The organism is Pseudomonas allokribbensis, assembly GCF_014863605.1.
GTDB classification, from domain to species: Bacteria; Pseudomonadota; Gammaproteobacteria; order Pseudomonadales; family Pseudomonadaceae; genus Aquipseudomonas; species Aquipseudomonas allokribbensis.
Genome location: NZ_CP062252.1, coordinates 4,382,346 through 4,404,759 on the forward strand (window position 1 = coordinate 4,382,346; position 22,414 = coordinate 4,404,759).

The following is a 22,414-nucleotide window of genomic DNA, read 5'->3' on the forward strand; positions in this document are numbered from 1 at the left end:
AGACACACGCTAGTTGATGCCCTGCGATGGGGCACCGGTTAAATAGTGTTAATACTTTTGTGCGATAAGCCGCTTGAGCGATGCTCCGAGCCGTTCTGAGCACGAGCTTGAGTGCTTTCGGGGAAGGCCTGAGCCATGCCTGACCGAAGGGCCAGGTAAATCACTGAATTGATCTGTTTTTCAGCGTCTTGCGAAACTGGTACGGGTTGTGCAAACGTTTGCGAGTCGCCGTTACTCACAATTTCGTTACAGAACCGTACAAGCCCGCTTTTTCGGGCCTTGATCCGCAAAAAGGACTTTGAATGCACGTTTCTTCCTGCCGCCGCCGTCGTGGTGCGCGCACCGTTGCTGTTTCCCTGCTACTGGCCGGCGTTACCGGAGTTCTCAGCCACACCGCGCTGGCGCAACCTGCCCTGCCCGAAGAATCTGCCCAGGGCGAAGCCCTCAGCCCCGAAGCCAGCCCGCCGAAAAAAGGCGCGTACCTGTCGGACTGGTACAACCAGGACCTGATGCTGATCGGCAGCAAGGACATCAGCTTCGGCCCGCAACCGGCCGACGATATCTATCTGGAATATGAGTACTTCGGGCGCAAGGGCCCGTTCGAGCTGTACGGCTACGTCGACATTCCGAAGATCTTCAACATCGGCAACAGCCACGACAAAGGCGTGTGGGATCACGGCTCGCCGGTGTTCATGGAACACGAACCGCGCATCTCCATCGACTACCTCGCCGGCCGCAGCCTGGCCATCGGGCCGTTCAAGGAATGGTACGTGGCGTTCGACTGGATCTACGATCACGGCAGCCGCAAGGAGAACCGTGCCAACACGCTGTACAGCGGTTTGGGTACCGACATCGACACCCACTCGCGGGTCAACCTGTCGGCCAACCTGTACGGGCGCTACCAGTGGGAAAACTACGGCGCCAGCAACGAGTATTCGTGGGATGGCTACCGCGCGCAGCTGAAGTACATCGTGCCGATCGACAAGTTCAGCAACGGTGCCTCGCTGACCTACATTGGTTTCACCAACTTCGATTTCGGCTCGGACCTGCACAAGGACAACCCGGCGCGCACCGCCAATGCCACGGTGGCGACCAACGTGTTGCTGTACTCGTTCACGCACCTGCGCTTCACCCTGGTCGGCCGTTACTTCCACAACGGCGGCAACTGGGAGGACGGCAGCGAGCTCAACTTCGGCGACGGCAACTTCCGCGCACGTTCCAACGGCTGGGGTTACTACGCCGGCATCGGTTATCAGTTCTGAATCCAGGAGCAATCATGAAAGCAATGACGCGAGTATCACTGGCCACCGCAGCCCTGCTCTCTTCCACCGCTTGGGCGGCCGAGGCACCGATTCAGCCGAAAGTGGTGCTGATCACCATGTTCGCCCCGGAAGCTCAGCACTGGATCGATCGTCTCGAACTCAAGCAGGAAATCCGCGTGCCGGGCCTGTCGGCCGAGTATCCGGTCATTCGCTGCAACACGCAGCAGGTGTGCCTGATGACCACCGGTATGGGTCAGACCAACGCCGCCGCCTCGACCCTGGCACTGGCGCTGTCGCCGAAATTCGACCTGCGCAAAAGCTACTTCCTGATCGCCGGGATTGCCGGCATCAGCCCCAAACACGGGACCATCGGCACCGCTGCCTGGGCGCATTATCTGGTCGAGTTCGGCACCCAGTGGGAACTGGATTCGCGCGATGCGCCATCGAGTTGGCCGACCGGTTACCTCGGCATCAACACTAAAGGCCCGAATGAAAAACCGCCGCTGGACTACAAGACCGAAGTCTTCGAACTCAACCCGAAACTACAGGCCAAGGCCTTCGCCCTGAGCCACAAGGTCGAACTGAGCGAGAGCAAGGAATCGGCCGCGTGGCGCCTGAAATACCCGGTAGCACCGGCCAATCAGCCGCCCGTGGTCACCCGCTGCGACACGCTGGCGGGCAACACCTGGTTCTCCGGCACACGCCTGAGCGAACGCGCCGAAGTCTGGACCAAACTGCTGACCGACAACAAAGGCGATTACTGCACCACTCAGCAGGAAGACAACTCCACCTACGAGGCCCTGCTACGCGCCAGCCGCGAGGGCCTGGTGGACGTGCAGCGCCTGGCCGTGGTGCGCGCCGGCTCCGACTTCGACCGCCCGGCGCCGGGCGGTAGCGAAGTGGACAACCTGCTCAAGTACGCCGATCAAGGCGGATTTGTCCCGGCACTGGAAAACCTCTACCGCGCAGGTCATCCGCTGGTGCAGGACATCCTGAAGCACTGGTCGGCGTGGGAGAACGGCGTCCCTGAAGCCTGAGGATCAAGGCATCAGGATGATCTTGTCGCCACTGCCCTGATTCACATCGGCATAGCGCGCCAGTCCTTCGGCCAGCGGCGCTTCGACAAGCCCTTGCGGCAGTGGCAGCAAGTCTTCGTCGAAGAACCGGCCGAACTGTTCGAGCATCGCCGCACAGGCTTCAACGCCGTACAGCAGGGAGTTGATGCCGACCACCGAACCGCCCTTGCGATACAGGGCCAGCGCCGGCAGTTGCACATGCCCGTCCACCGGCGCGGCGATGATCGCGATGCGCCCGAACGGGGCCAGCGCCGGCACCGAGGCCGGCAGCCAGAACCCGGTGGTGTCGAAGATCACGTCGGCGCCACCGCGGTACACCGCGTTGACCTGAGCGCCAAGCTCCTCGGGCTCGTCCAGTTGGATCGTCTGATAACCCTGCGCCTGCAAATCCTTGACCTGCTCCGGCCGCCGCGCCGCCGCCAGCAACTGCGCGCCGCGCACCTTGGCCAGCGCCAGTGCCGCCGTCGCCACCGCCCCGCCGCCGATCACCAGCAAACGGGTTTCAGCGCTGACCAGACTGCGCTCCAGCGCATCCCACGCTGTGGTGTAAGGCACACCGAGGCTGGCGGCCTGGGTGAAACTCAGGTGCGAAGGTTTGTGCGCCACGCCATTGGCCGGCAGTTTGACGAACTGCGCATGGGAGCCGTCGGCGAAAAAGCCCAGCTCACGTCCGGTGCCCCAGACTTCCTGACCAATCAGCGCCTGCGGCCCCTCGACCACCACCCCGGCAAAATCCCGCCCGGGAATACGCGGCAGCGTGGTGTAAGGGAAACGCCCGAGCACGTTCTTCACGTCGCTGGGATTCAGGCCCGCCGCCTTGATCTGCACCAGCACCTCGTCAGCCCCCGGCACCGGTGTCGGCACCTCGACGAAGCGCAGGGAAGACAAGTCGCCGGTTTTATCGAATTGCAGTGCTTTCATGAGTTGATCCACCGAATGAAAAAAGGAAATTCAGGACAGCCAGCCACTGACCAGTTGCCGGCCCATCGGCCACAACTGCTCGCCCGCCAGCATGCCCAACAGGCCGACCAGCGCGATGGCCGGTGGCGCCGGGGAACGGAAATCCAGCGCGCCATACAGCAGGCCGACGCCCAGACCGATGCCCAGGGAAATCAGGTAGTTCATGGGATCACTCCGCCACATAAAGGGAATGGGCAAAGTCTAGGGAAAGGCTGCGACCGGCACCGGCCAAGGACTTCTGAATTTCGGCCAAATCAGCCTGGAAGCTGCCCGGCACTGAACTGCGAAGGCGCCACGCCCAGCTCGCGGCGGAACATGTCGCTGAAACTGCTCGGCGAATAACCCAGCTCACGGGCAATCGCGCTGACCGGCACGCCCTGGATCAACTCCGCCACCGCCGTCGCCAACTGCACCTGCCGCCGCCACTCGGCGAAGCCCATGCCCAGGCCTTCCTTGAACAACCGTGCAAGCGTACGCACGCTGGCCCCGGCGTTTTCGGCGTGTTGCTCAAAAGGAATCTCCAGCGACGGCGCAGCCATCACCGCCTGACACAGACTCATCAGCCGCCGGTCGGCATCGTCCGGCAGCGGAATCTTCAACTGTGAACGCCTTGCGCGTCTCAGCTCCAGCAGCGCCAGCCCGACCAACGCTTCGTAATACTCGGCATCGCCGCTGTCGCCCTGCTCCACCAGCCCGACGATCAACTCGCGCAGCAGACCACCGACCTCGATCACCTGCACGGTTTCATCCAGCGTCGCCGCCAGCGCCGGGCGCAGGTAGATATTGCGCATCTGCAAATCCGACACCACGCGAATCCCGTGGGACACGCCCGGCGGCAACCACACCGCCCGCTGCGGCGGCACCACCAACGCCTCGTGCGGGGTCTCGACCCACATCACCCCGCTCATCGCATACAGCAATTGCCCCCAGACATGCTCATGCGGCTCGATGAACAGCCCACGCGGATACGTGCGGGCCAGCGGTTGCACCGGCACATCGGTATCACTCAGATCGGGGGGCGCGGCGAGGGCCATGGCGAACATTCATCGGGGTTGACGGAAACGCCATGGTAACCAGTCCGCCCCCTCGCTCGCCATTGATAGATACCGTCGGACAATCCGAGTGAATTTTCCCGGTGCGCGACGATCCTTCTATTACCACAGGGAGGAAGACGGGCTTTATGAACAACGCAAAACTGTTTGTCATCGAATACACCCTTCACGGCGCGCCGAAGTCGTTCATTATCCGCTCGGACAAAATGGACAACACCGAGGCGTGGCACTGGGCAAGCTGCGACGCCGGGGTGGGCCGCATCCCGCGTTTCGGCCGGGAAAAGGTGCAAAAGACCAGCAAGCCCGCGGCGGAAAAATTCGGCGTGGAAAACGTCACGTGGCGACCGGCAAGCTAAGCTGTGGCGCAGGTGGGGACTAATTCGGGGGAACACACATGACGACCATCAGCAGCCCGGCGCACCTGGACTACAGCCTGGACACCGCCTCCGGCCGAGTCACCAGAAGCATCGACTGCCCGGTTGGCCTGGAACCCGTCGAAAACGATCCCTACTGCTTCGCCCTGCGCGTCCCGGCCCCACAGCCGGAAGACCTCGAACAGGCCACAACCGTCGACGTCCGAGTCGAAGGCCGACGCCTGCAAGGCACCGTCCGCCATACCGAACGCCTGGACGACGACAGCCTGAAACTGGAAGTGGAGCCCGACTAGGCTCCACTTTTTCATGCAGCCCGTTATTTCGGGTGCGCGCACTGGCAACCCTTGCCAGAACACTCCTCGCCACTTTTGTGATGATGCGCGCAGGCCTCACAGCAATAATGCTTACCGTGCGCCACATAAGAATGCTCACCCTCCTTGATCGTGCAACGACATCCCGGACAATCGCATTTTCTATCTGCCATGGAACAGACTCCTTTGGTGGTGGTTGTCTGAGGCTGAAAGAACAAGCCGTGCTGACAGTGTAGAAGGTGCTGACCACGATGAGCGTTAGCTCGAGAAACGCTTTTGCCGTGCTGGCCCCTTCGGCAGGCTGAGTGAAGGGATTCATCCGGGGGTAGGCGCGCAGCGCCGTTCGACGAAGTCGAACACATCGAGAGGAGGTGCAGCGAAGCAAACCGGAGGCGATGCCCCCGGATGAATCCCGTAACGAAGGAACCCCGAGCCCCAGCGAGCGGGCCGAACGCCGGGGCCCAGCGTTTTGCTTACTTTTGGGCGTCTGCAAAAGTGAGTCGCTGTAAGAGCGAAACCGCCAGCGGCCGCACCCGCAGAAACGGATATGTACTCAATAACCCGAGAACCTGGTCGGCCCAAAGGCCGCCAAGTTCAAACAGCCTGACGCACGCTACTGCGATACATAAACACCAACGCCAACCCCAAACAAACCATCGCCAAAACCCGACTCGAAGACAGCTCAATCGCCGGATTCCCCAACCACCCAAAATTATCAATCAACATCCCCATCCCCAGTTGCCCGACAATCACCGCCACCGTCGCCACAGCCGTCCCCACCCGAGGCACCGCCCCCACCATCACCATCATATAAACCACCCCAAACAACGCCCCACTCAACTGCCACTTTGGCACCTCCAACAAACTCACCACCTGCGCAGGCTCAAAAAACAGAATCAACAACCCCGTCGAAACTGCCCCCACCACAAACGTCAACAAACTGCTGCGCAGAACGCCGACGGTTTCACCCAGACGTCCATTGATCGCCGCCTGCACACTCAACACCGCACCGGCCAACACCACCACCGCCAACAAAACAACCAGACTCATCTCATCACCCCCGCGCAATCAAAACCAAAGCCGCCACAATCAACCCCAACGCCAGCCAACGCTCAGCATTGACCTTCTTGCGCGTAGCCCCAAACCAACCGAAATGGTCAATCAGCACACTCTTGCCCACCTGCCCCGACAGGATCGCGATCATGGTCATCGCAATCCCGATATGCGGCGTCGCCAACGTCAGCACCACCACATACATCGGCCCCAGAAACCCGCCGATCAACTGCCAGCGCGGCAAATCGGTCAGCGCCGGCCCCTTCTGCGGCCCCGCAAACAGCAACAGCAAAAACAGAATCGCCGAGCCAACCCCGAAGATGCTCAAGGTCGCCCACAGGTGCCCGACCTGCTCACCCAGCGGCCCGAGCAACCCGGCCTCCACCGACAAACCCATGCCGGCCAGAATCACCAACGGCAACAGCAACAAGCGCAAACCGGACCGGACGACAGGAGCCGGCGCAGCACTCACTTCATCAAACGACTGCATCTGAAAAACCTCTGAAGGACACGATGGCGCGGATTATCGGCTGGCGCATCTGTGCGATAAATGGGAGCATCCTGACAACACTTTTGCGTAACTCGCACAGCAGGACACACGATGCACGGGCTCAACGAACTGGGATTCAAGGCGCTAAGGCTGTTTGTGGCCGTGCTCGATCACGGCAGCTTTTCCGAAGTCGCCCGCCGCGAGGGCGTGGCGCCCTCCTCGATTTCCCGGCAGATCCAGTTGATGGAGCAAGCGCTGAACCAGCAACTGCTTTATCGACACACCCGTGCAGTGACGCCGACCGAAGCCGGGCGCATGCTCGGCCACCACGCGCGGCTGGTGCTGGTGCAACTGGAGGAAGCCGAACAGGCGTTGCAGGAACAGCAAAGCGAACCGACCGGACTGGTGCGGATCAACGCCCCGGTGGTGTTCGGCCAACGTCATCTGACGCCATGGCTAGGCCGTCTGTGCGAGCGCTACCCGAAGCTGCAACTGGACATCCAGCAGACCGACCACTACATCGACCCGTTGCAGGAAGGCGCCGACCTGCTGTTCCGCATCGGCCCGCTGCACGATTCGAGCATGCAGGCACGGATCCTGGCACCGCACCGGTTTCAGGTCGCGGCCAGCCCGGCGTATCTCAAGCGCTTCGGCACACCGCAGCATCCCGAAGACCTCGCCCGCCACCAGTGCCTGGCCTACAAGGGCGCGACCGGCCAGCAGCGCTGGTTTTTCCGTCAGGATCAGGGCGAGTGGACGCCGTATTCGGTCAAGGGCCCGATCACTGGCAACCACGCCGACACCCTGACCCAGGCCGCTGTGCAAGGGCTGGGGCTGGTGATGTTTCCGTCATGGCTGATCGGCGAGGCGGTGCGTGAGGGCACGCTGGTGCCGGTGTTGGGGGAGTTTCAGGTGTCGAACAGTGTCGAGCCGCAGCAGATTGCGGTGCTGTGGCCGGGGAGCCGGCGGTTGTCGGTGAAGGTGCGGACGGTCATCGACTTTTTCATCGAGTGTTTTGGCGAGGTGCCGTATTGGGACAGACCGTGAGGGTCTGTCCCAGCAACGCCATCAGATCCTGAACTGGCCGACCAGTTTGCCCAACCGCTGCCCCAAATCCGCCAGACTCCGCGAAGTCTGCGCCCCCAACTGTGTCTCATCCGCCACGTTATCCACCGCCACCGCGATCTGATGCACGCTGCGATTGATCTCTTCGGCAACGGCTGTCTGCTCTTCGGCGGCGCTGGCGATCTGGGCGTTCATCGAGTTGATGGTCGCAATCAGATCCGCCATGGCGTCGAGCGACGCCCCCGCCTGATTGGCCTGGGCAGACGTGCCGTCACCCGCTTCACTGGAACGGCGCATCGCCTCGACCGCCGACTGCGTACCGGCCTGCAAGCGATCAATCATCCCCTGAATTTCCTGAGTGCTGATCTGCGTGCGCGAGGCCAGCGCCCGCACTTCATCCGCCACCACCGCAAACCCACGCCCGGCCTCACCGGCCCGTGCTGCTTCAATCGCGGCGTTGAGTGCCAGCAAGTTGGTCTGTTCGGCGATCGAGCGGATCACCCCGAGCACGCCGACAATCGACGACACGTCCTGCTGCAGGCTGTCGAGGGACACGCCACTGCTGCGGATGTCGTCCACCAGCGCATGAATCTGCTTGATGCTGCCGGCCACCACGCGTTTGGCGGTCTGGCCTTCTTCGTCGGTCTGCTGCGCGGCAACGGCGGCGTTCTGTGCGCTTTTGGCAACTTCCTGCGCGGCGGCGGACATTTCGTTGATCGCCGTCGCCACCTGATCGGTCTCGTGGCGCTGACGTTCCATGGCCTGATCGGAGCGCTGGGCCTGATCCGAGACCTGCGTCACCAGCCCGGTCAGTTGCGAAGTCATCTCGGTGATCTGCCGCACCAGACCGTGGATCTTGTCGACGAAACGGTTGAACGAGCCGGCCAGTTCACCGAGTTCGTCCTGGCTGGTGATGGTCAGGCGACGAGTCAGGTCGCCCTCACCCGCCGCGATGTCGTCGAGGTTGGCTTTCATCAGGGTCAGCGGCCGCAAAATGGTATTGGCCAGCACCAGCCCCGCCACCGCGATCACCAGCAACACGATCACCGCCACGCCGACGATGCTCAGCACCACGCCTTCCATTCGGTCCTGAACCTGGGCCTGAACCAGCGCCACTTGCGCCTCGATGCCGTCGAGGTTGACCGAGGTACCGAACGCCATGTCCCACTTCGGCAGGTATTCGGTGTAACCGAGTTTCGGCACCAGCACCTGCGCGTTACCCGGCAGCGGCGAGCTGTATTGCAGGTAATGGGTGCCGTCCTTCGCGACTTTCACCAAGTCGCGGTTGACGTAGACGCCGTTCGGGTCGCGGTTGTCCTTGAAGCTTTTGCCCACGCCGTCAGGGTCGGTGGACTTGAACAGGCGCACGGTCTCGGAGTCGTAGCCGAAGAAGTAGCCGTCCTTGCCGTACTTGATGCTCGACAGCAGTTTGATCACCTGCGCCCGCGCGTCGGCGTCACCGGGGGCGGCAGCGTCGTACAACGGTTTGATGGTGGTCATGGCCACGGCGACGTAGCTGGCCAGGGTGGCCTTGGCGTCACCGAGCAGGCGTTCGCGGGTCTGTTCGACTTCCTTGTGCGCCTGCTCCTGGAGGATGAACAGCGTGGTCAGGCTGATCACCAGCGCAAAGAGCAAGACCGGAAGGACGGCAAGGGACAGGACTTTAGCCTTGAGACTCAGGCGCATGGGTGCTCACTCTTTTGGTTTTATTGGCGTGGTTAAAGGCGTTAACGGCACGCGAAAGCAAAAGTTGAGCTGGGTCTTAACCAGATCGTTACCACTCACTGAGCAGTAACGATCCGGTTTGGGGCTTACAAGACCATCGCGGCCATCCAGCCCGCCGCCAGCAACGGCAGATTGTAGTGCAGGAAGGTCGGCACCACGGTGTCCCAGATGTGGTGATGCTGGCCGTCGATGTTCAGGCCGGAGGTCGGGCCGAGGGTCGAGTCCGAGGCTGGCGAACCGGTGTCGCCCAGAGCACCGGCCGTGCCGACGATGCAGACAATCGCCATCGGGCTGAAACCCAGCTGCACGCACAGCGGCACGAAAATCGCCGCCAGAATCGGCACCGTGGAGAACGACGAACCGATACCGATGGTCACCATCAGCCCCACCAGCAGCATCAGCAGCGCGCCAATGGCCTTGCTGTGATCAATCTGCGCCGCCGCGCTTTCGACCAGTGTGCGCACCTCGCCGGTAGCCTTCAGCACTTCGGCAAACCCTGAGGCGGCGATCATGATGAAGCCGATCATCGCCATCATCTTCATGCCTTCGGTGAACAGCCCGTCAGTCTCGCGCCACTTGACGATGCCCGACGCCGAGAAAATCAGAAACCCGGCCAGCGCCCCGATAATCATCGAATCCAGCAGCAACTGAATAATGAAGGCTGCGGCGATAGCCAGGCCGGCGATGCCGATCGTCATCGGGTTGTAGGCGACGCTGACCTGCTCCACCTGCTCGATCTTTTCCAGGTCGTAGACACGCTTCTTGCGGTAGCTGAAGAACACCGCCATCAACAGACCGAACACCATGCCCGCCGCCGGGATGGCCATCGCGTGCATGACGTTGACCTGGCTGATGTCCACGCCGGCCTTGCTGACGTTGGCCAGCAGGATCTGGTTGAGGAAGATGTTGCCGAAGCCGACCGGAAACACCATGTACGGCGTGATCAGGCCGAAGGTCATGACGCAGGCGATCAGCCGGCGATCCAGTTGCAGCTTGGTCAGTACATATAGAAGCGGCGGCACCAGCAACGGAATGAACGCGATGTGGATCGGCAGGATGTTCTGCGAAGCAATCGCCACCACCCACAGCAGGCCGATCAGCAGCCATTTGACGCTGCCGCCCCCGGTCGCATGCTGGCGATCGACCATCGCCAGGGCCTTGTCGGCCAGCGCATGAGCCAGGCCGGACTTGGCAATCGCCACCGCGAAAGCACCGAGCAACGCGTAGGACAACGCCACCGTCGCACCGCCGCCCAGGCCACTGTTGAACGCCTTGAGCGTGGCGTCGATGCCCAGGCCGCCAGTCAGGCCACCGACCAGCGCACCGACGATCAACGCGATCACCACATGCACACGGGACAGGCTGAGGATCAGCATGACACCGACCGCAGCAATCACTGCATTCATTTCACTACCTCAAAAACACGACGGTAAAGCCATTCACCGCCAGACAGGATGAGTCCGGCCGGCAAGCCACGAGGGTCGCCAGCGGATTTGCATAGAGGGTCTTATTAGAAGGGCGCGCACTGTGCCGCAGAGCGGGCGCAGTGTCAAAGCGACCGGTCGCGACACTGTGTAACTTTCCATGATCAAACTGCGAACGATGGCATATCCGCCACAACGTGCGTCAATTCGCCATATTGCATTTGCGCCATAAAGAAAGTCGAAACGCGGCCGTTACAGTGCAAAGTCTCAGATATTTATCGAATAAGGACGTCTCCATGTCGCTCAGACAACTTTCCATCCAATGGAAAATCACCCTGCTCGCCGGGCTCTGCCTGGCCGGTATCGTGACCCTGTTGGTGGGTCTTTCGCTGTATCGCATGGAGCACAGTTCTGAACTGGTGAAAGCTTCGAGCATGGAAATGCTCACCGAGTCGGCCCAGGCTCGCATCGAATCCCAGGGCGAAGTTCAGGCGGCAGGCATTCGCCAGCAGTTCATGGACGCCTATCAATATGGCCACGGCTTCTCGCGGCAGGTGCTGTTCCTGCGCGAACAGGCCGAGAAGCGCTTCCTCGATGCCTTCGACCTGCGCGAAGACATGACCCGTCAGGTGAAATCGGCGCTGCAGGCCAACCCGGAATTGCTCGGCCTGTCGCTGGTGTTCGAAGCCAACGCGCTGGACGGCAAGGATGAACTGTTTGCCGGCCAGGCCGAACTGGGCAGCAACGACAAGGGCCGCTTCGCCCTGTACTGGTCGCAGCCGACCCCGGGCAAAGTGACCTCGATGGCGCTGCCGGAAAGCGACATGGCCGACACCAGCACCGGCCCCAGCGGCCAGGCCGCCAACGCCTGGTTCACCTGCCCGCGTACCACGCTCAAGCCGTGCGTGATCGAACCGTACTTCTATGTGATCGACGGGCAAAACGTGCTGATGACCAGCATCGTGTTCCCGCTGATGGTCAACGGCAAAGTCATCGCCTCGCTGTCAGTGGACATCAACCTCAACAGCCTGCAAGCGATCAGCCAGGGCGCCAGCAAAAAGCTCTATGACGGCCAGACCGCCGTGAGCATCATCAGCCCCGCCGGCCTGCTCGCCGGTTACAGCCCGGACGCCAGCAAACTCAGCCAGCGCCTCGACGCCGTGGACACCACCAGCGGCGCTGAATTGCTGCGCCTGCTGGCCTCGAGCAAAACCGTCAGCAGCCTGCACAGCAATGCGCAGCTGAAAGTGCTGTCGCCGTTCCAGCCGATTCCCGGTGGCCCATCCTGGGGCGTGCTGCTCGATGTGCCGGAGAAAGTCCTGGTCAGCCGCGCCGAAGCGCTCAAGCAGCAACTGGATGCGAGCAACACCTCCGGCACGCTGATCGAACTGAGCCTGGGCGTGCTCGCCGCGCTGGTCGGCCTGCTGCTGGTGTGGCTGATGGCACGCAGCGTGACCAAACCGATCCTTGGCGTGGCCCACATGCTGGAAGACATCGCCAGCGGCGAAGGCGACCTGACCCGCCGTCTGGCCTATGACAAGAAAGACGAACTCGGTCAGTTGGCCGGTTGGTTCAACCGCTTCCTCGACAAGCTGCAACCGATCATCGCCGAGGTGAAACGCTCGGTGCAGGACGCGCGTAACACTGCTGACCAGTCTTCGGCCATTGCCACCCAGACCAGCGCCGGCATGGAGCAGCAATACCGTCAGGTCGATCAGGTCGCCACCGCGTCCCACGAAATGAGCGCCACTGCCCAGGACGTGGCCCGCAGCGCCGCCCAAGCGGCCGAAGCGGCAAAAGATGCCGATCGCGCTACCCGTCAGGGCCTGACCGTGATCGACCGCACCACCGCCAGCATCGACCACCTCGCCGCCGACATGAGCGCCGCGATGATCCAGGTCGAAGGCCTGGCCGCCAACAGCGAGAAAATCGGCGCGGTGCTGGAAACCATCCGCGCCATCGCCGAGCAGACCAACCTGCTGGCGCTCAACGCTGCCATCGAAGCCGCCCGCGCCGGTGAAGCTGGACGTGGCTTTGCGGTGGTCGCCGACGAAGTGCGCAACCTCGCTCGCCGCACCCAGGAATCGGTGGAAGAAACCCGCCAGGTGATCGAGCAACTGCAAAGCGGCACCCAGGACGTGGTCGGCTCGATGGGCAACAGCCATCGTCAGGCTCAGGGCAGCGTCGAACAGGTCGGCCAGGCCGTGACCGCGCTGCGCCAGATCGGCGATGCGGTAACGGTGATCAGCGACATGAACCTGCAGATCGCCAGCGCCGCCGAAGAACAGAGCGCGGTGGCCGAAGAGATCAACAACAACGTGGCGACCATTCGTGATGTGACGGAGTCGCTGTCGGGGCAGGCGAATGAATCGGCGCGGGTGAGTCAGTCGCTCAATAGTCTGGCGAATCAGCAGCAGAGTCTTATGGATCAGTTCCGGGTCTGACGCTCAAGCCCGCTCACCACAGATCCCTGTGGGAGCGGGTTTAACGCCGAGGCAACTGAATCTCCACCCTCAACCCACCCCACTCACTCTCCCCCAACACCAAACCCCCACCCCAAGTCTCAACAATATCCCGCACAATCCCCAGCCCCAGGCCATGCCCGTGGGTCTGCTCATCCAGCCGCGTACCCCGGCTGAACACCTGATCACGCTGCGCCTCGGGAATCCCCGGCCCGTCGTCCTCCACACTCAGCACAAAACCTTCAGCCTTCTCGACCACGCTCAGACGCACCTCGGCATCCGCCCATTTGCAGGCGTTGTCCAGCAGGTTGCCGAGCAATTCCAGCAGGTCTTCACGGTCCCACGGCAATTGCAGCCCGGTCGGCGCGACGTAGCTCAATGCCAGGTGTTCGCCGTGGATCATGTTCAACGTCGCCAGCAGCCCCGGCAGTTCCGCATCGCAATCGAACAGCGCCCCCGGCAACGCATCGCCGGAGAGTCGCGCACGATTGAGCTCGCGGTTAAGCCGTTGCTGCACCTGTTCCAGTTGTTCCTTGAGGATCTTGCGCAACTCGGGATGAGCATCGAGCTTTTCGTTCGAGGCCAGGCTCAGCAGCACCGCCAGCGGAGTTTTCAACGCGTGCCCGAGGTTGCCCAAGGCATTGCGCGAACGCTTGAGGCTGTCTTCGGTGTGCGCCAGCAAATGGTTGATCTGGGCCACCAGCGGCTCCAGTTCCGTCGGCACCTGTTCATCGAGTTGTGAGCGTTGGCCCTGCTGCAACTGGGCGATTTGCTCGCGAGCCTTTTCCAGTGGTCGCAAGGCCCGGCGCACGGTCAGCCGTTGCAGGATCAGAATCAGCAACAACCCGGCCAGCCCGAGCCCCAACCCGACCTGACGCATGCGCTGGAAGCTCTCGCGCACCGGCGTGTAATCCTGGGCCACGCTGATCGAGATCGACTGGCCGAGCCGTTTGTAATCCGAGCGCAGCACCAGCAGTTGCTGACCGTCCGGCCCCAGTTGCAGATTGCTGTGCAGGCCTGGCCGTTCCAGCAGCGGCAGTTCCTGATCCCACAACGAACGGGAGCGCCAGTGACTCTCGGCGAAATCGATGCGGAAGTAATGCCCGGAAAACGGCCGCTGATAGGCCGGCGACAAGTGCCGCTCGTCCAGCTGCAAGCCTTGCGGGCCGCGCACCAGCGCCACCAGCAGGCTCTCGCTGTCGTTGCGCAGGCCGGCTTCGAGGTAACGCTGCAAACCCACTTCGAACAGCCACAGACTGGTTTGCGCCAGCACCAGGCCGACGATCACCATCACGCTGATCAGACCCAGGCTCAAGCGGCGCTGGATCGATCTCACGAAGCTTGTCCGCCGAACAGATAACCCTGGCCGCGACGGGTTTCGATCACGCTTTTGCCGAGTTTGCGGCGCAGGTGGTTGACGTGGACTTCAAGCACGTTGGAGTCGCGCTCGGTTTCACCGTCGTAGAGGTGTTCGGCGAGGTGGCTTTTGGAAAGGATCTGCTCCGGGTGCAGCATGAAGTAGCGCAGCAGGCGGAACTCGGCGGCGGTCAGTTGAATATCGGCGCCGCCGCGCACGACGCACTGGCGGCCCTCGTCCAGATGCAGCCCCGCCGACTTGAGCGTCGGCTGGTTGGCCTGGCCCTTGGAGCGGCGCAGCAGCGATTGAATGCGCAAATGCAGTTCTTCCGGGTGGAAGGGTTTGGTCAGGTAATCGTCGGCACCGGCCTTCAGGCCTTCGATGCGCTCGGCCCAGGAATCCCGGGCAGTGAGGATCAGCACCGGCGTCGCCAGCCCACCGGCGCGCCATTGCGCCAGCACTTCAAGGCCCGGCACGCCCGGCAAGCCAAGGTCGAGAACGATCAGGTCGTACGGCTCGCTGCGGCCCTGATAAACCGCATCACGGCCGTCCGCCAGCCAGTCCACGGCGTAGCCCTGGCGTTGCAGGCCGGCGATCAGTTCATCGGCCAGGGGGACGTGGTCTTCCACCAGAAGCAAACGCATCGGTCAATCTTCCTTGTCTTTCAGTAAGCGGCCGGTGGCGGCCTCGAGATGCAGCTCGCGTGTCACACCGTCGACGGTCAGCAACTCGACTTCGTAAATGTAGACGTCGTGTTTTTCTTCCAGCTCGACTTCCAGCAGTTTCGCGCCGGGGTAGCGATCCAGCGCGTTATGCAGCACCTGCTCCAGCGGCAGAATCACCCCCTGCTGACGCAGGCGCAGGGCTTCGTCCTGATTCAGGTCGCGAGCGAGCGGCGCCGAGCAGAACGCAACGAGCGCCAGGGCCATAAGGCCCGTGGCGCGCGTCGATGAATACGGCAAAAACAATTTCATTAAGTGTCCTGATGATCCTTGCGCAACAGCCCGTCGCTCGCGTCCAGTTCCATTTCCCATTCCACGCCTTGCGGATCTTTCAGCTCGATCTGGTACAGATAAAAGCCGTAGCGCTTTTCCAGTTCGATATCGATGACTGTCGAATCCGGATGGCGGGCCATGGCCGTGGCCTTGACGGTCTCAATCGGCACAATGGTACCAGCGTCGATCAGTTTTCGGGCTTCATCGGCAAGCAAGTCGCGGGTGTGGGCGAGGTTCGAGGTCAGGCCGTAGAACAGGAGCGCGATGAACAGGGTCGCGAGGATTTTCATGAGTGTCTCCTGATATCTGGTAGTGCTTCCTTGGCGGACACCTTAGCGATTCGAACTTAATTGAAACTGAACTGCCATCATCGAACCCGCTCCTGCAGGGCCGGCAACATGTGTTTATAATTCTTCGCTTGCTAACGATCGAGACCGGTATGACAGCCATCCACATCAAGTTTCCTGCCCTCACCCTCAAGGCTGGCCCACGTGCCATGGCACGCATCCGCGCCCAGGGCCTGAACGCCGCCGACGTCGGCACACTGCCGGGCGCTGCCGGTGGGCCGAAGGCGTTGGGGATTCAGGGGCTGGATCTGGCGCTGTTCGGCGAGTGGCTGCCGGCCGCACCGCGCGAGCGCTCGCTGATCGGTGCGTCGGTGGGCTCCTGGCGCTTCGCCAGCGCCTGCCTGCCGGATGCCGCCGAAGGCATTCGTCGCCTCGGTCATCTGTACACCGAGCAAAACTTCAACAAAGGCGTGACCATCGGCGACGTCAGCCGCAGTTCGCAGCGCATGCTCGATGACCTGCTTGACGGTCGCGATGCCGTACTGCTCGACAACGCCCATTACCGCTTGAACATCATGGTGGTCAAAAGCCACGGGCGGCTGGCGGACGATCATCGCGGCCGGCTCGGGCTGGCGCTGGGTTCGGTGATCGCCGACAACCTGCGGGGCCGCGCGCGGCTGTCGCGGCACTTTGAACGGCTGATCATCCACGACCCGCGCCTGGCGCCGCCGGTGCATGCGCTGAACGATTTCCCGTCGCGCTTCGTCACCCTCAACGCCGGGAACCTGCGCCAGGCGCTGCTTGCGTCCGGTTCGATCCCGATGGTCATGGAAGGCGTGCGCGACCTGCCGGGCGCCGGAGCCGGCACGTTCCGCGATGGCGGTCTGCTGGACTATCACCTCGACCTGCCCTACAACGGCGACGGCATCGTGCTCTATCCGCACTTCACCGACCGGGTGATTCCGGGCTGGTTCGACAAGACCCTGCCCTGGCGCAAAGCCTCGGTGGAACGCCTGCAGGACGTGCTGTTGCTCGCGCCGTCCAAGGAATACCTGGCGCGCCTGCCCTACGGCAAACTCCCCGACCGTAACGACTTCAAGCGCTTCATGGGCGATGCACCGAGCCGGCAGAAATACTGGCGCGCGGCGATGGACGAAAGTCGCCGGCTGGGCGACGAGTTCCTGGAACTGACTGCCAATGGTCGCCTCGCCGAGCGCTTGCTGACCCTTTAGTCAGCACAGCCGGGGACAAGCTGGTAAACTCGCCGCCTGCCCGAATTCGCTGCGGCGAACGCCATCTCAACAGAGCTGAAAACACTGTGGAAATCTTCAAGGAATTTACGTTCGAATCCGCCCACCGCCTGCCCCACGTACCGGACGGCCACAAGTGTGGACGCCTGCACGGTCACTCGTTCAAAGTGGCGATTCACCTGAGCGGCGACCTCGACCCGCACACCGGCTGGATCCGTGATTTCTCCGAGATCAAGGCGATTTTCAAGCCGCTGTACGAGCGTCTGGACCACAACTACCTGAACGACATTCCGGGCCTTGAGAACCCGACCAGCGAAGTGCTGGCCAAGTTCATCTGGAATGAGTTGAAGCCCCTGCTGCCGGAACTCAGTGCGATCCGCATCCACGAGACCTGCACCAGCGGTTGCATCTATCGCGGCGAGTAAATCCCGCGACACAAAAAACCACCGAGACCGGTGGTTTTTTTACGCCTATGCTTTTTGGCTCGAACCCGCCAAGAGGACAGGCCCATGACGGACTGGCTGCTGGATCAGGTCTTTGACTTCAACGGGCGACAGATTCGCCACGGGGTGCGCGGCGACGGCCCGCCGCTGGTGTTCGTGCACGGCACACCCTTCTCTTCCTACGTGTGGCACCGCATCGCGCCGCATTTTTTCGCCAGCCATCGGGTGCATTACTTCGACCTGCTGGGCTACGGGCGGTCCGAGCAACCGGACGCCGACGTCTCCCTCGGCGTGCAAAACGAATTGCTCGCGCAGTTGCTGGATCACTGGGGCCTGCAACGCCCGGACGTGGTTGCCCACGACTTCGGCGGCGCCACGGCCCTGCGCGCGCATCTGCTCAATGGCAAGGATTACCGCACCCTGACGCTGATCGATCCGGTCGCGCTGACGCCCTGGGGCTCGCCATTCGTGCAGCACGTGCGCCAGCATGAAGCGGCGTTCAGCGGCCTGCCCGATTACATCCAGCGCGCCATCGTCCCGGCCTACATTCGTGGGGCGATTCATCGTGACATTCCGGATGATGAACTGGCGCCCTACGTGCAGCCGTGGCTGGGCGATCCGGGGCAAGCGGCGTTCTACCGGCAGATCGCGCAGATGGACCAGCGCTACACACTGGAAACTCAGCCGCTGTACCCGACGATTCGCTGCCCGGTGCAGATTCTCTGGGGTGAGGAGGATCAGTGGATTCCCATTGAACGCGGCCGGGCCTTGCACCAGATGATCCCTGGATCACAGTTTCATCCGATCCCGAATGCCGGACATCTGGTGCAGGAAGATGCGCCTGAAGCCATCGTTGCTGCGCTGCTGCGGTTCCTCTGATCGAATCCCATGACCTCGTGGGGGACGCCCTGCTCCCCCATGGTTCGGCACGGCGCCAAATGCACTGCTTTCGCGCCGATCATCCGTGTCTCGTCTATAAATACCCGCAACATCGCGTTTGGCACGACCACTGCAACATCCCCCGCGTCCTCCCCTTTCCAGCAAGGAACGCCCCCATGACGCAGAACGATCCCGGCAACGATTACCCCCTCAGTGAAGTCCCGATGCACGCACGCAAAGGCCTGGCCTCCACGGCGATGGTGCTGCTGGGATTCACCTTCTTCACCGCGACCATGTTTGCCGGCGGCAAGCTCGGTGTGGCATTCAATTTCGGCGAAATGCTCGCCGTCATCGTCATCGGCAACCTGCTGCTCGGCGTGTACGCCGCAGGCCTCGGTTACATCGCCTTCAAGAGCGGCCTGAATTCGGTGCTGATGGGACGTTTCTGTTTTGGCGAAGTCGGCAGCAAACTCAGCGACCTGATTCTCGGGTTCACCCAGATCGGCTGGTACGCCTGGGGCACCGCGACGGCGGCGGTGGTGCTCGGCAAGTATTTCGACCTGAACGAAGGCACGGTGCTGGGGCTGATGGTGCTGTTCGGCCTGGTGTTCTGCGCCACGGCGTATGTCGGTTATCGCGGCCTGGAGATCCTGTCGTACATCGCGGTACCGGCGATGATGTTGCTGCTGATGCTGTCGATGTGGGTCGCCACCGTGAAAGTCGGCGGCCTCGACGGATTGCTCAGTGTCGTACCCAGCGGTTCGCTGGATTGGTCAACCGCCATCACGCTGGTATTCGGCACCTTCGTCAGCGGCGCGACCCAGGCCACCAACTGGACGCGCTTTTCCCGTTCGGCACGGGTCGCGGTGCTGGCCAGCCTCATTGGCTTTTTCATCGGCAACGGACTGATGGTGCTGATCGGCGCTTACGGCGCGATCGTCTATCAACAACCCGACGTGGTCGAAGTGTTGCTGTTGCAAGGCTTCGCCATGGCGGCGATGGCGATGCTCTTGCTGAACATCTGGAGCACCCAGGACAACACCATCTACAACTTCGCCGTCGCCGGTTGCAACCTGCTGCGCACCGGGCGCCGCAAGACCGTGACCCTGGTCGGTGCCGTGATCGGCACCGCACTCGCGCTGCTGGGCATGTACGACATGCTGGTGCCTTATCTGATCCTGCTCGGCACGGTGATTCCGCCGATTGGCGGGGTGATCATGGCGGACTTTTTCTTCCGCTGGCGCGGTCAATATCCACGTCTTGCCGATGCGCGCCTGCCCGCGTTCAACTGGCCGGGACTGGCGGCCTACGCGGCTGGAACCGTCGCAGCCTTCGGCTCGCCGTGGGTCGCGCCGCTGGTCGGGATCGCCGTTGCCGCGTTAACGTATATCGCAGTGACCGGCCTGCTCGGCGCCCGCAACGCGGCCGCCCCTCTACAAGATCTATAAAAGGATTCGCCCGATGCACATCATCAACGCCCGACTGCGCAACCAGGAAGGTCTGCACGAATTGCACCTGGAAGATGGCCTGATCCGCAGCATCGCGCGCCAGACCGAAGCGCCGACCCTGGGCCCCGACGACCTCGACGCCGGCGGCAATCTGGTGGTGCCGCCCTTCGTCGAGCCGCACATTCACCTCGACGCCACCCTGACCGCCGGCGAGCCACGCTGGAACATGAGCGGCACGCTGTTCGAAGGCATCGAATGCTGGGGTGAACGCAAGGTCACCATCACCCAGGAAGACACCAAGGCCCGCGCCAAGAAAACCATTCAGTCCCTGGCCGCCCATGGCATCCAGCACGTGCGCACCCACGTCGACGTCACCGACCCGCAACTCACCGCGCTCAAAGCGATGCTCGAAGTGCGCGAAGAAAGCCGTCACCTGATCGACCTGCAAATCGTCGCGTTCCCTCAGGAAGGCATCGAGTCGTTTCGCAATGGCCGCGAACTGATGGAAGAAGCGATCCGCATGGGCGCAGACGTGGTCGGCGGGATTCCGCATTTCGAATACACCCGCGATCAGGGCGTCAGCTCGGTGAAGTTTCTGATGGACCTGGCCGAGCGCACCGGTTGCCTGGTGGACGTGCACTGCGACGAAACCGACGACCCGCATTCGCGCTTCCTCGAAGTGCTGGCCGAAGAGGCCCGCAGCCGTGACATGGGCGCGCTCGTGACGGCCAGCCACACCACGGCGATGGGTTCCTACGACAACGCCTACTGCGCCAAACTGTTCCGCCTGCTCGGGCACTCGGGGATCAGTTTTGTCTCCTGCCCGACCGAAAGCATTCACTTGCAAGGCCGCTTCGACACCTTCCCGAAACGCCGTGGCGTGACCCGCGTCAACGAGCTGCTTGAAGCAGGCATGAACGTCTGCTTCGGTCAGGATTCGATCGTCGACCCATGGTATCCACTGGGCAACGGCAACATCCTGCGCGTACTCGAAGCCGGGCTGCACATCTGCCACATGCTCGGTTACCGCAACCTGCAAAGCGCACTGGACCTGGTCACCGACAACAGCGCCAAGGCCATGCACCTTGGTGAACGCTACGGCCTTGAACAGGGCCGCCCGGCGAACCTGCTGATTCTGTCGGCGGACAGCGATTATGAAGTGATCCGCAGCCAGGGCCTGCCGCTGTATTCGATCCGAGGCGGCAAGGTGTTGATGAAGCGGCAGATGCCGGTGGTGGAGTTCGTCGAGGGTTGAGCCGTGGTTATGGATCGGGCCGGCCTTATCGCAAAACGATAGAGCCGGCCTGTCAGATCTGACAGGCGACAACCGCAGCGAACCGGCTCACAGTGAAGTCCAAGGGATCCATCGTTCCCGGGGGGACGATCATGAAAGGGACTTCACCTTTTTGTCTGATGCGCAGTGCCGAACAGACGCACGCCGATCAGTTCGCCGTCCTGCTCCTCCAGTAAAATCGGCGCAGTCCCGCCCGGCATCACCACCTGCACTTCTCCAGACGACACCCAGCCCACCCGCCATGCTGCACTCGCTACCGCACTGGCGCTGGTGCCGGAGGACTCCGTTGGCCCTTCACCGCGCTCGAACACCCGCGCAACGATGCGTTGATCGCCTGCGCGCATCGCCCATTGCAGATTGACCCCGGCCGGACACGGCTGGCCGGCGCCGACGGGTGTGGCGTAGGCGATTGCGGTCAGATTGTCCGTCAGTGGCGATTCAAGCATCTGCTCGTTGCTCGGTAATGCGGCTTCCTCCGACACCAGCGTCACGCAGTGGGGATTGCCGATGCGCACGAACTGGCTGTGCGCCCAGGCGGGATCGAGTTTTGCCAGTGGCTCGATGCGATTGACCTCAACACAATTGAAAGACACGGGTTCAACGCCGAGCGCACCGACGGCTGCCGGACCGAATCCGGGTTGCCCGAGATCCAGCCAGAAGCCTTGCACGCCCGCCACCTCAGCCGGCTTGACCGAAGTCGGCACGGGCGACGGCGCATCCTGTTTGTCGTGATGCACCTGCAGTGGTGCGCCCTCTTTCGGCATCAGCGCTTGTTCAAGCAGCGCCTGGGAGAAAATCGTCAAGCCGTTACCGCTGCGCTCGGCCAGCGTGCCGTCGGTGTTAACGATCAACAGATCGAACGGCGGCGAGGATTGAAACGGGCCGATCAGCAAACCATCGCTGCGATGATGTTTGGCACCAGCGGGACGAATCGCATCAGGCCATTGGCAAAAAGTCTCTATGGCCTGCCCGCTCCAGAGGGCTCTGGATAACGCCGCCTCTTGCGCGCTGGCTGGCAGATCGATGCCCGCTTCACGCACTTGCCTCGGAGAAACCACGCCGTAGATATTGCCCCGTGCATCGTAGAACTGCGTCATGAACAGGCCCTTGAATTTTCGTCGCCCAAAGATGCCACTGTAAAACGTAATCCCTGCCCGGGGCGAGCCGGCTCGCTCCCACTGCCTCACTGTGCAAGGATGTCCACTGC

At 62.3% G+C, this 22,414-nt stretch carries 24 protein-coding genes and 2 pseudogenes; 12 read left to right on the top strand and 14 right to left on the bottom strand.

The features are described 5' to 3' along the window. Positions 1-302 precede the first annotated feature (302 nt). Together IF199_RS19980 and IF199_RS19985 are read left to right on the top strand one after the other, a co-directional pair. Entirely contained in the window at positions 303-1,262 is a 960-nt protein-coding gene (locus IF199_RS19980) for a nucleoside-specific channel-forming protein Tsx (RefSeq protein ID WP_096821989.1), read from the top strand. A 14-nt stretch (positions 1,263-1,276) separates the two neighbouring features. Beyond that, complete coding sequence (locus IF199_RS19985; RefSeq protein WP_192558507.1) at positions 1,277-2,299, top strand: purine-nucleoside phosphorylase; 1,023 nt, start codon at positions 1,277-1,279, stop codon at positions 2,297-2,299. 3 nt (positions 2,300-2,302) lie between these two features. Here IF199_RS19985 and IF199_RS19990 read toward each other — a convergent pair whose 3' ends face one another. The 3 genes from IF199_RS19990 to IF199_RS20000 form a co-directional block, all read right to left on the bottom strand. Continuing rightward, complete coding sequence (locus IF199_RS19990; protein WP_192558508.1) at positions 2,303-3,259, bottom strand: quinone oxidoreductase family protein; 957 nt, start codon at positions 3,257-3,259, stop codon at positions 2,303-2,305. A gap of 30 nt (positions 3,260-3,289) precedes the next feature. Continuing rightward, entirely contained in the window at positions 3,290-3,463 is a 174-nt protein-coding gene (locus tag IF199_RS19995) for a DUF1427 family protein (protein ID WP_085733565.1), read from the bottom strand. 89 nt (positions 3,464-3,552) lie between these two features. Further along, a complete protein-coding gene (locus tag IF199_RS20000) occupies positions 3,553-4,341 on the bottom strand; it encodes an AraC family transcriptional regulator (RefSeq protein ID WP_192558509.1) in 789 nt (262 codons plus the stop codon). A gap of 137 nt (positions 4,342-4,478) precedes the next feature. Here IF199_RS20000 and IF199_RS20005 point away from each other — a divergent pair, with 137 nt between their 5' ends. Both IF199_RS20005 and IF199_RS20010 read left to right on the top strand, forming a co-directional pair. Then, positions 4,479-4,706 (top strand): DUF6555 family protein, encoded by a 228-nt coding sequence (locus IF199_RS20005; RefSeq protein WP_096821993.1) that lies wholly within the window; start codon positions 4,479-4,481, stop codon positions 4,704-4,706. A gap of 38 nt (positions 4,707-4,744) precedes the next feature. After that, a complete protein-coding gene (locus tag IF199_RS20010) occupies positions 4,745-5,017 on the top strand; it encodes a hypothetical protein (RefSeq protein ID WP_096821994.1) in 273 nt (90 codons plus the stop codon). Between the two features lie 23 nt (positions 5,018-5,040). Here the strand turns inward: IF199_RS20010 and IF199_RS20015 are convergent, their stop codons facing one another. From IF199_RS20015 to IF199_RS20025, 3 genes are all read right to left on the bottom strand, one after another. Next, complete coding sequence (locus IF199_RS20015; protein WP_074689145.1) at positions 5,041-5,208, bottom strand: metallothionein; 168 nt, start codon at positions 5,206-5,208, stop codon at positions 5,041-5,043. Positions 5,209-5,629: 421 nt separating this feature from the next. After that, entirely contained in the window at positions 5,630-6,085 is a 456-nt protein-coding gene (locus tag IF199_RS20020; RefSeq protein ID WP_192558510.1) for a DMT family transporter, read from the bottom strand. A gap of 4 nt (positions 6,086-6,089) precedes the next feature. Further along, complete coding sequence (locus tag IF199_RS20025) at positions 6,090-6,578, bottom strand: DMT family transporter (RefSeq protein WP_192558511.1); 489 nt, start codon at positions 6,576-6,578, stop codon at positions 6,090-6,092. 111 nt (positions 6,579-6,689) lie between these two features. Here IF199_RS20025 and IF199_RS20030 point away from each other — a divergent pair, with 111 nt between their 5' ends. Continuing rightward, positions 6,690-7,625: a LysR family transcriptional regulator gene (locus IF199_RS20030; RefSeq protein WP_192558512.1), complete on the top strand. Its 936-nt coding sequence runs from the start codon at positions 6,690-6,692 to the stop codon at positions 7,623-7,625. A 21-nt stretch (positions 7,626-7,646) separates the two neighbouring features. Here the strand turns inward: IF199_RS20030 and IF199_RS30605 are convergent, their stop codons facing one another. From IF199_RS30605 to IF199_RS20040, 3 genes and pseudogenes are all read right to left on the bottom strand, one after another. Further along, a complete protein-coding gene (locus tag IF199_RS30605; protein WP_371855536.1) occupies positions 7,647-8,468 on the bottom strand; it encodes a methyl-accepting chemotaxis protein in 822 nt (273 codons plus the stop codon). An 84-nt stretch (positions 8,469-8,552) separates the two neighbouring features. Next, positions 8,553-9,329 (bottom strand): annotated as a pseudogene (locus IF199_RS30610) (cache domain-containing protein); the annotation flags it as partial. 125 nt (positions 9,330-9,454) lie between these two features. Then, complete coding sequence (locus IF199_RS20040; protein WP_096821997.1) at positions 9,455-10,774, bottom strand: Na+/H+ antiporter family protein; 1,320 nt, start codon at positions 10,772-10,774, stop codon at positions 9,455-9,457. A 1,457-nt stretch (positions 10,775-12,231) separates the two neighbouring features. Here IF199_RS20040 and IF199_RS30735 point away from each other — a divergent pair. After that, positions 12,232-12,378 (top strand): annotated as a pseudogene (locus IF199_RS30735) (HAMP domain-containing protein); the annotation flags it as partial. A gap of 102 nt (positions 12,379-12,480) precedes the next feature. Next, positions 12,481-13,236 carry a methyl-accepting chemotaxis protein gene (locus tag IF199_RS30620; RefSeq protein ID WP_404943238.1) on the top strand — a complete coding sequence of 252 codons (756 nt, stop codon included), beginning with the start codon at positions 12,481-12,483 and terminating at the stop codon, positions 13,234-13,236. Positions 13,237-13,276: 40 nt separating this feature from the next. Here IF199_RS30620 and IF199_RS20050 read toward each other — a convergent pair whose 3' ends face one another. From IF199_RS20050 to IF199_RS20065, 4 genes are read right to left on the bottom strand one after another with little or no spacing between them, the layout of a single operon-like run. Continuing rightward, positions 13,277-14,590 carry an ATP-binding protein gene (locus IF199_RS20050; protein WP_192558514.1) on the bottom strand — a complete coding sequence of 438 codons (1,314 nt, stop codon included), beginning with the start codon at positions 14,588-14,590 and terminating at the stop codon, positions 13,277-13,279. After that, positions 14,587-15,255, bottom strand: a complete 669-nt coding sequence (locus tag IF199_RS20055; RefSeq protein WP_192558515.1) for a response regulator transcription factor — start codon at positions 15,253-15,255, stop codon at positions 14,587-14,589. The genes IF199_RS20050 and IF199_RS20055 overlap by 4 nt, the downstream gene beginning before the upstream one ends. Before the next feature lie 3 nt (positions 15,256-15,258). Continuing rightward, on the bottom strand, positions 15,259-15,585 hold the full coding sequence (locus tag IF199_RS20060) for a PepSY domain-containing protein (protein WP_096822001.1): 327 nt from the start codon (positions 15,583-15,585) through the stop codon (positions 15,259-15,261). Next, positions 15,585-15,896: a PepSY domain-containing protein gene (locus tag IF199_RS20065; RefSeq protein ID WP_096822002.1), complete on the bottom strand. Its 312-nt coding sequence runs from the start codon at positions 15,894-15,896 to the stop codon at positions 15,585-15,587. The genes IF199_RS20060 and IF199_RS20065 overlap by 1 nt, the downstream gene beginning before the upstream one ends. 149 nt (positions 15,897-16,045) lie before the next feature. Here IF199_RS20065 and IF199_RS20070 point away from each other — a divergent pair, with 149 nt between their 5' ends. From IF199_RS20070 to codA, 5 genes are all read left to right on the top strand, one after another. Beyond that, on the top strand, positions 16,046-17,125 hold the full coding sequence (locus IF199_RS20070) for a patatin-like phospholipase family protein (RefSeq protein WP_192558516.1): 1,080 nt from the start codon (positions 16,046-16,048) through the stop codon (positions 17,123-17,125). Positions 17,126-17,211: 86 nt separating this feature from the next. Then, the gene (queD, locus tag IF199_RS20075; RefSeq protein WP_007955941.1) at positions 17,212-17,568 is read left to right on the top strand and encodes a 6-carboxytetrahydropterin synthase QueD; all 357 of its coding nucleotides are present in this window, start codon (positions 17,212-17,214) and stop codon (positions 17,566-17,568) included. A gap of 84 nt (positions 17,569-17,652) precedes the next feature. Beyond that, a complete protein-coding gene (locus tag IF199_RS20080) occupies positions 17,653-18,465 on the top strand; it encodes an alpha/beta fold hydrolase (protein ID WP_192558517.1) in 813 nt (270 codons plus the stop codon). 176 nt (positions 18,466-18,641) lie between these two features. Further along, positions 18,642-19,913, top strand: coding sequence for a cytosine permease (codB, locus tag IF199_RS20085; protein ID WP_102622361.1), 1,272 nt, complete (start codon positions 18,642-18,644; stop codon positions 19,911-19,913). 13 nt (positions 19,914-19,926) lie between these two features. After that, on the top strand, positions 19,927-21,168 hold the full coding sequence (codA, locus tag IF199_RS20090) for a cytosine deaminase (RefSeq protein ID WP_102622360.1): 1,242 nt from the start codon (positions 19,927-19,929) through the stop codon (positions 21,166-21,168). Between the two features lie 143 nt (positions 21,169-21,311). Here codA and IF199_RS20095 read toward each other — a convergent pair whose 3' ends face one another. Further along, complete coding sequence (locus tag IF199_RS20095; RefSeq protein ID WP_192558518.1) at positions 21,312-22,304, bottom strand: diaminopimelate epimerase; 993 nt, start codon at positions 22,302-22,304, stop codon at positions 21,312-21,314. Between the last annotated feature and the right edge of the window lie 110 nt (positions 22,305-22,414).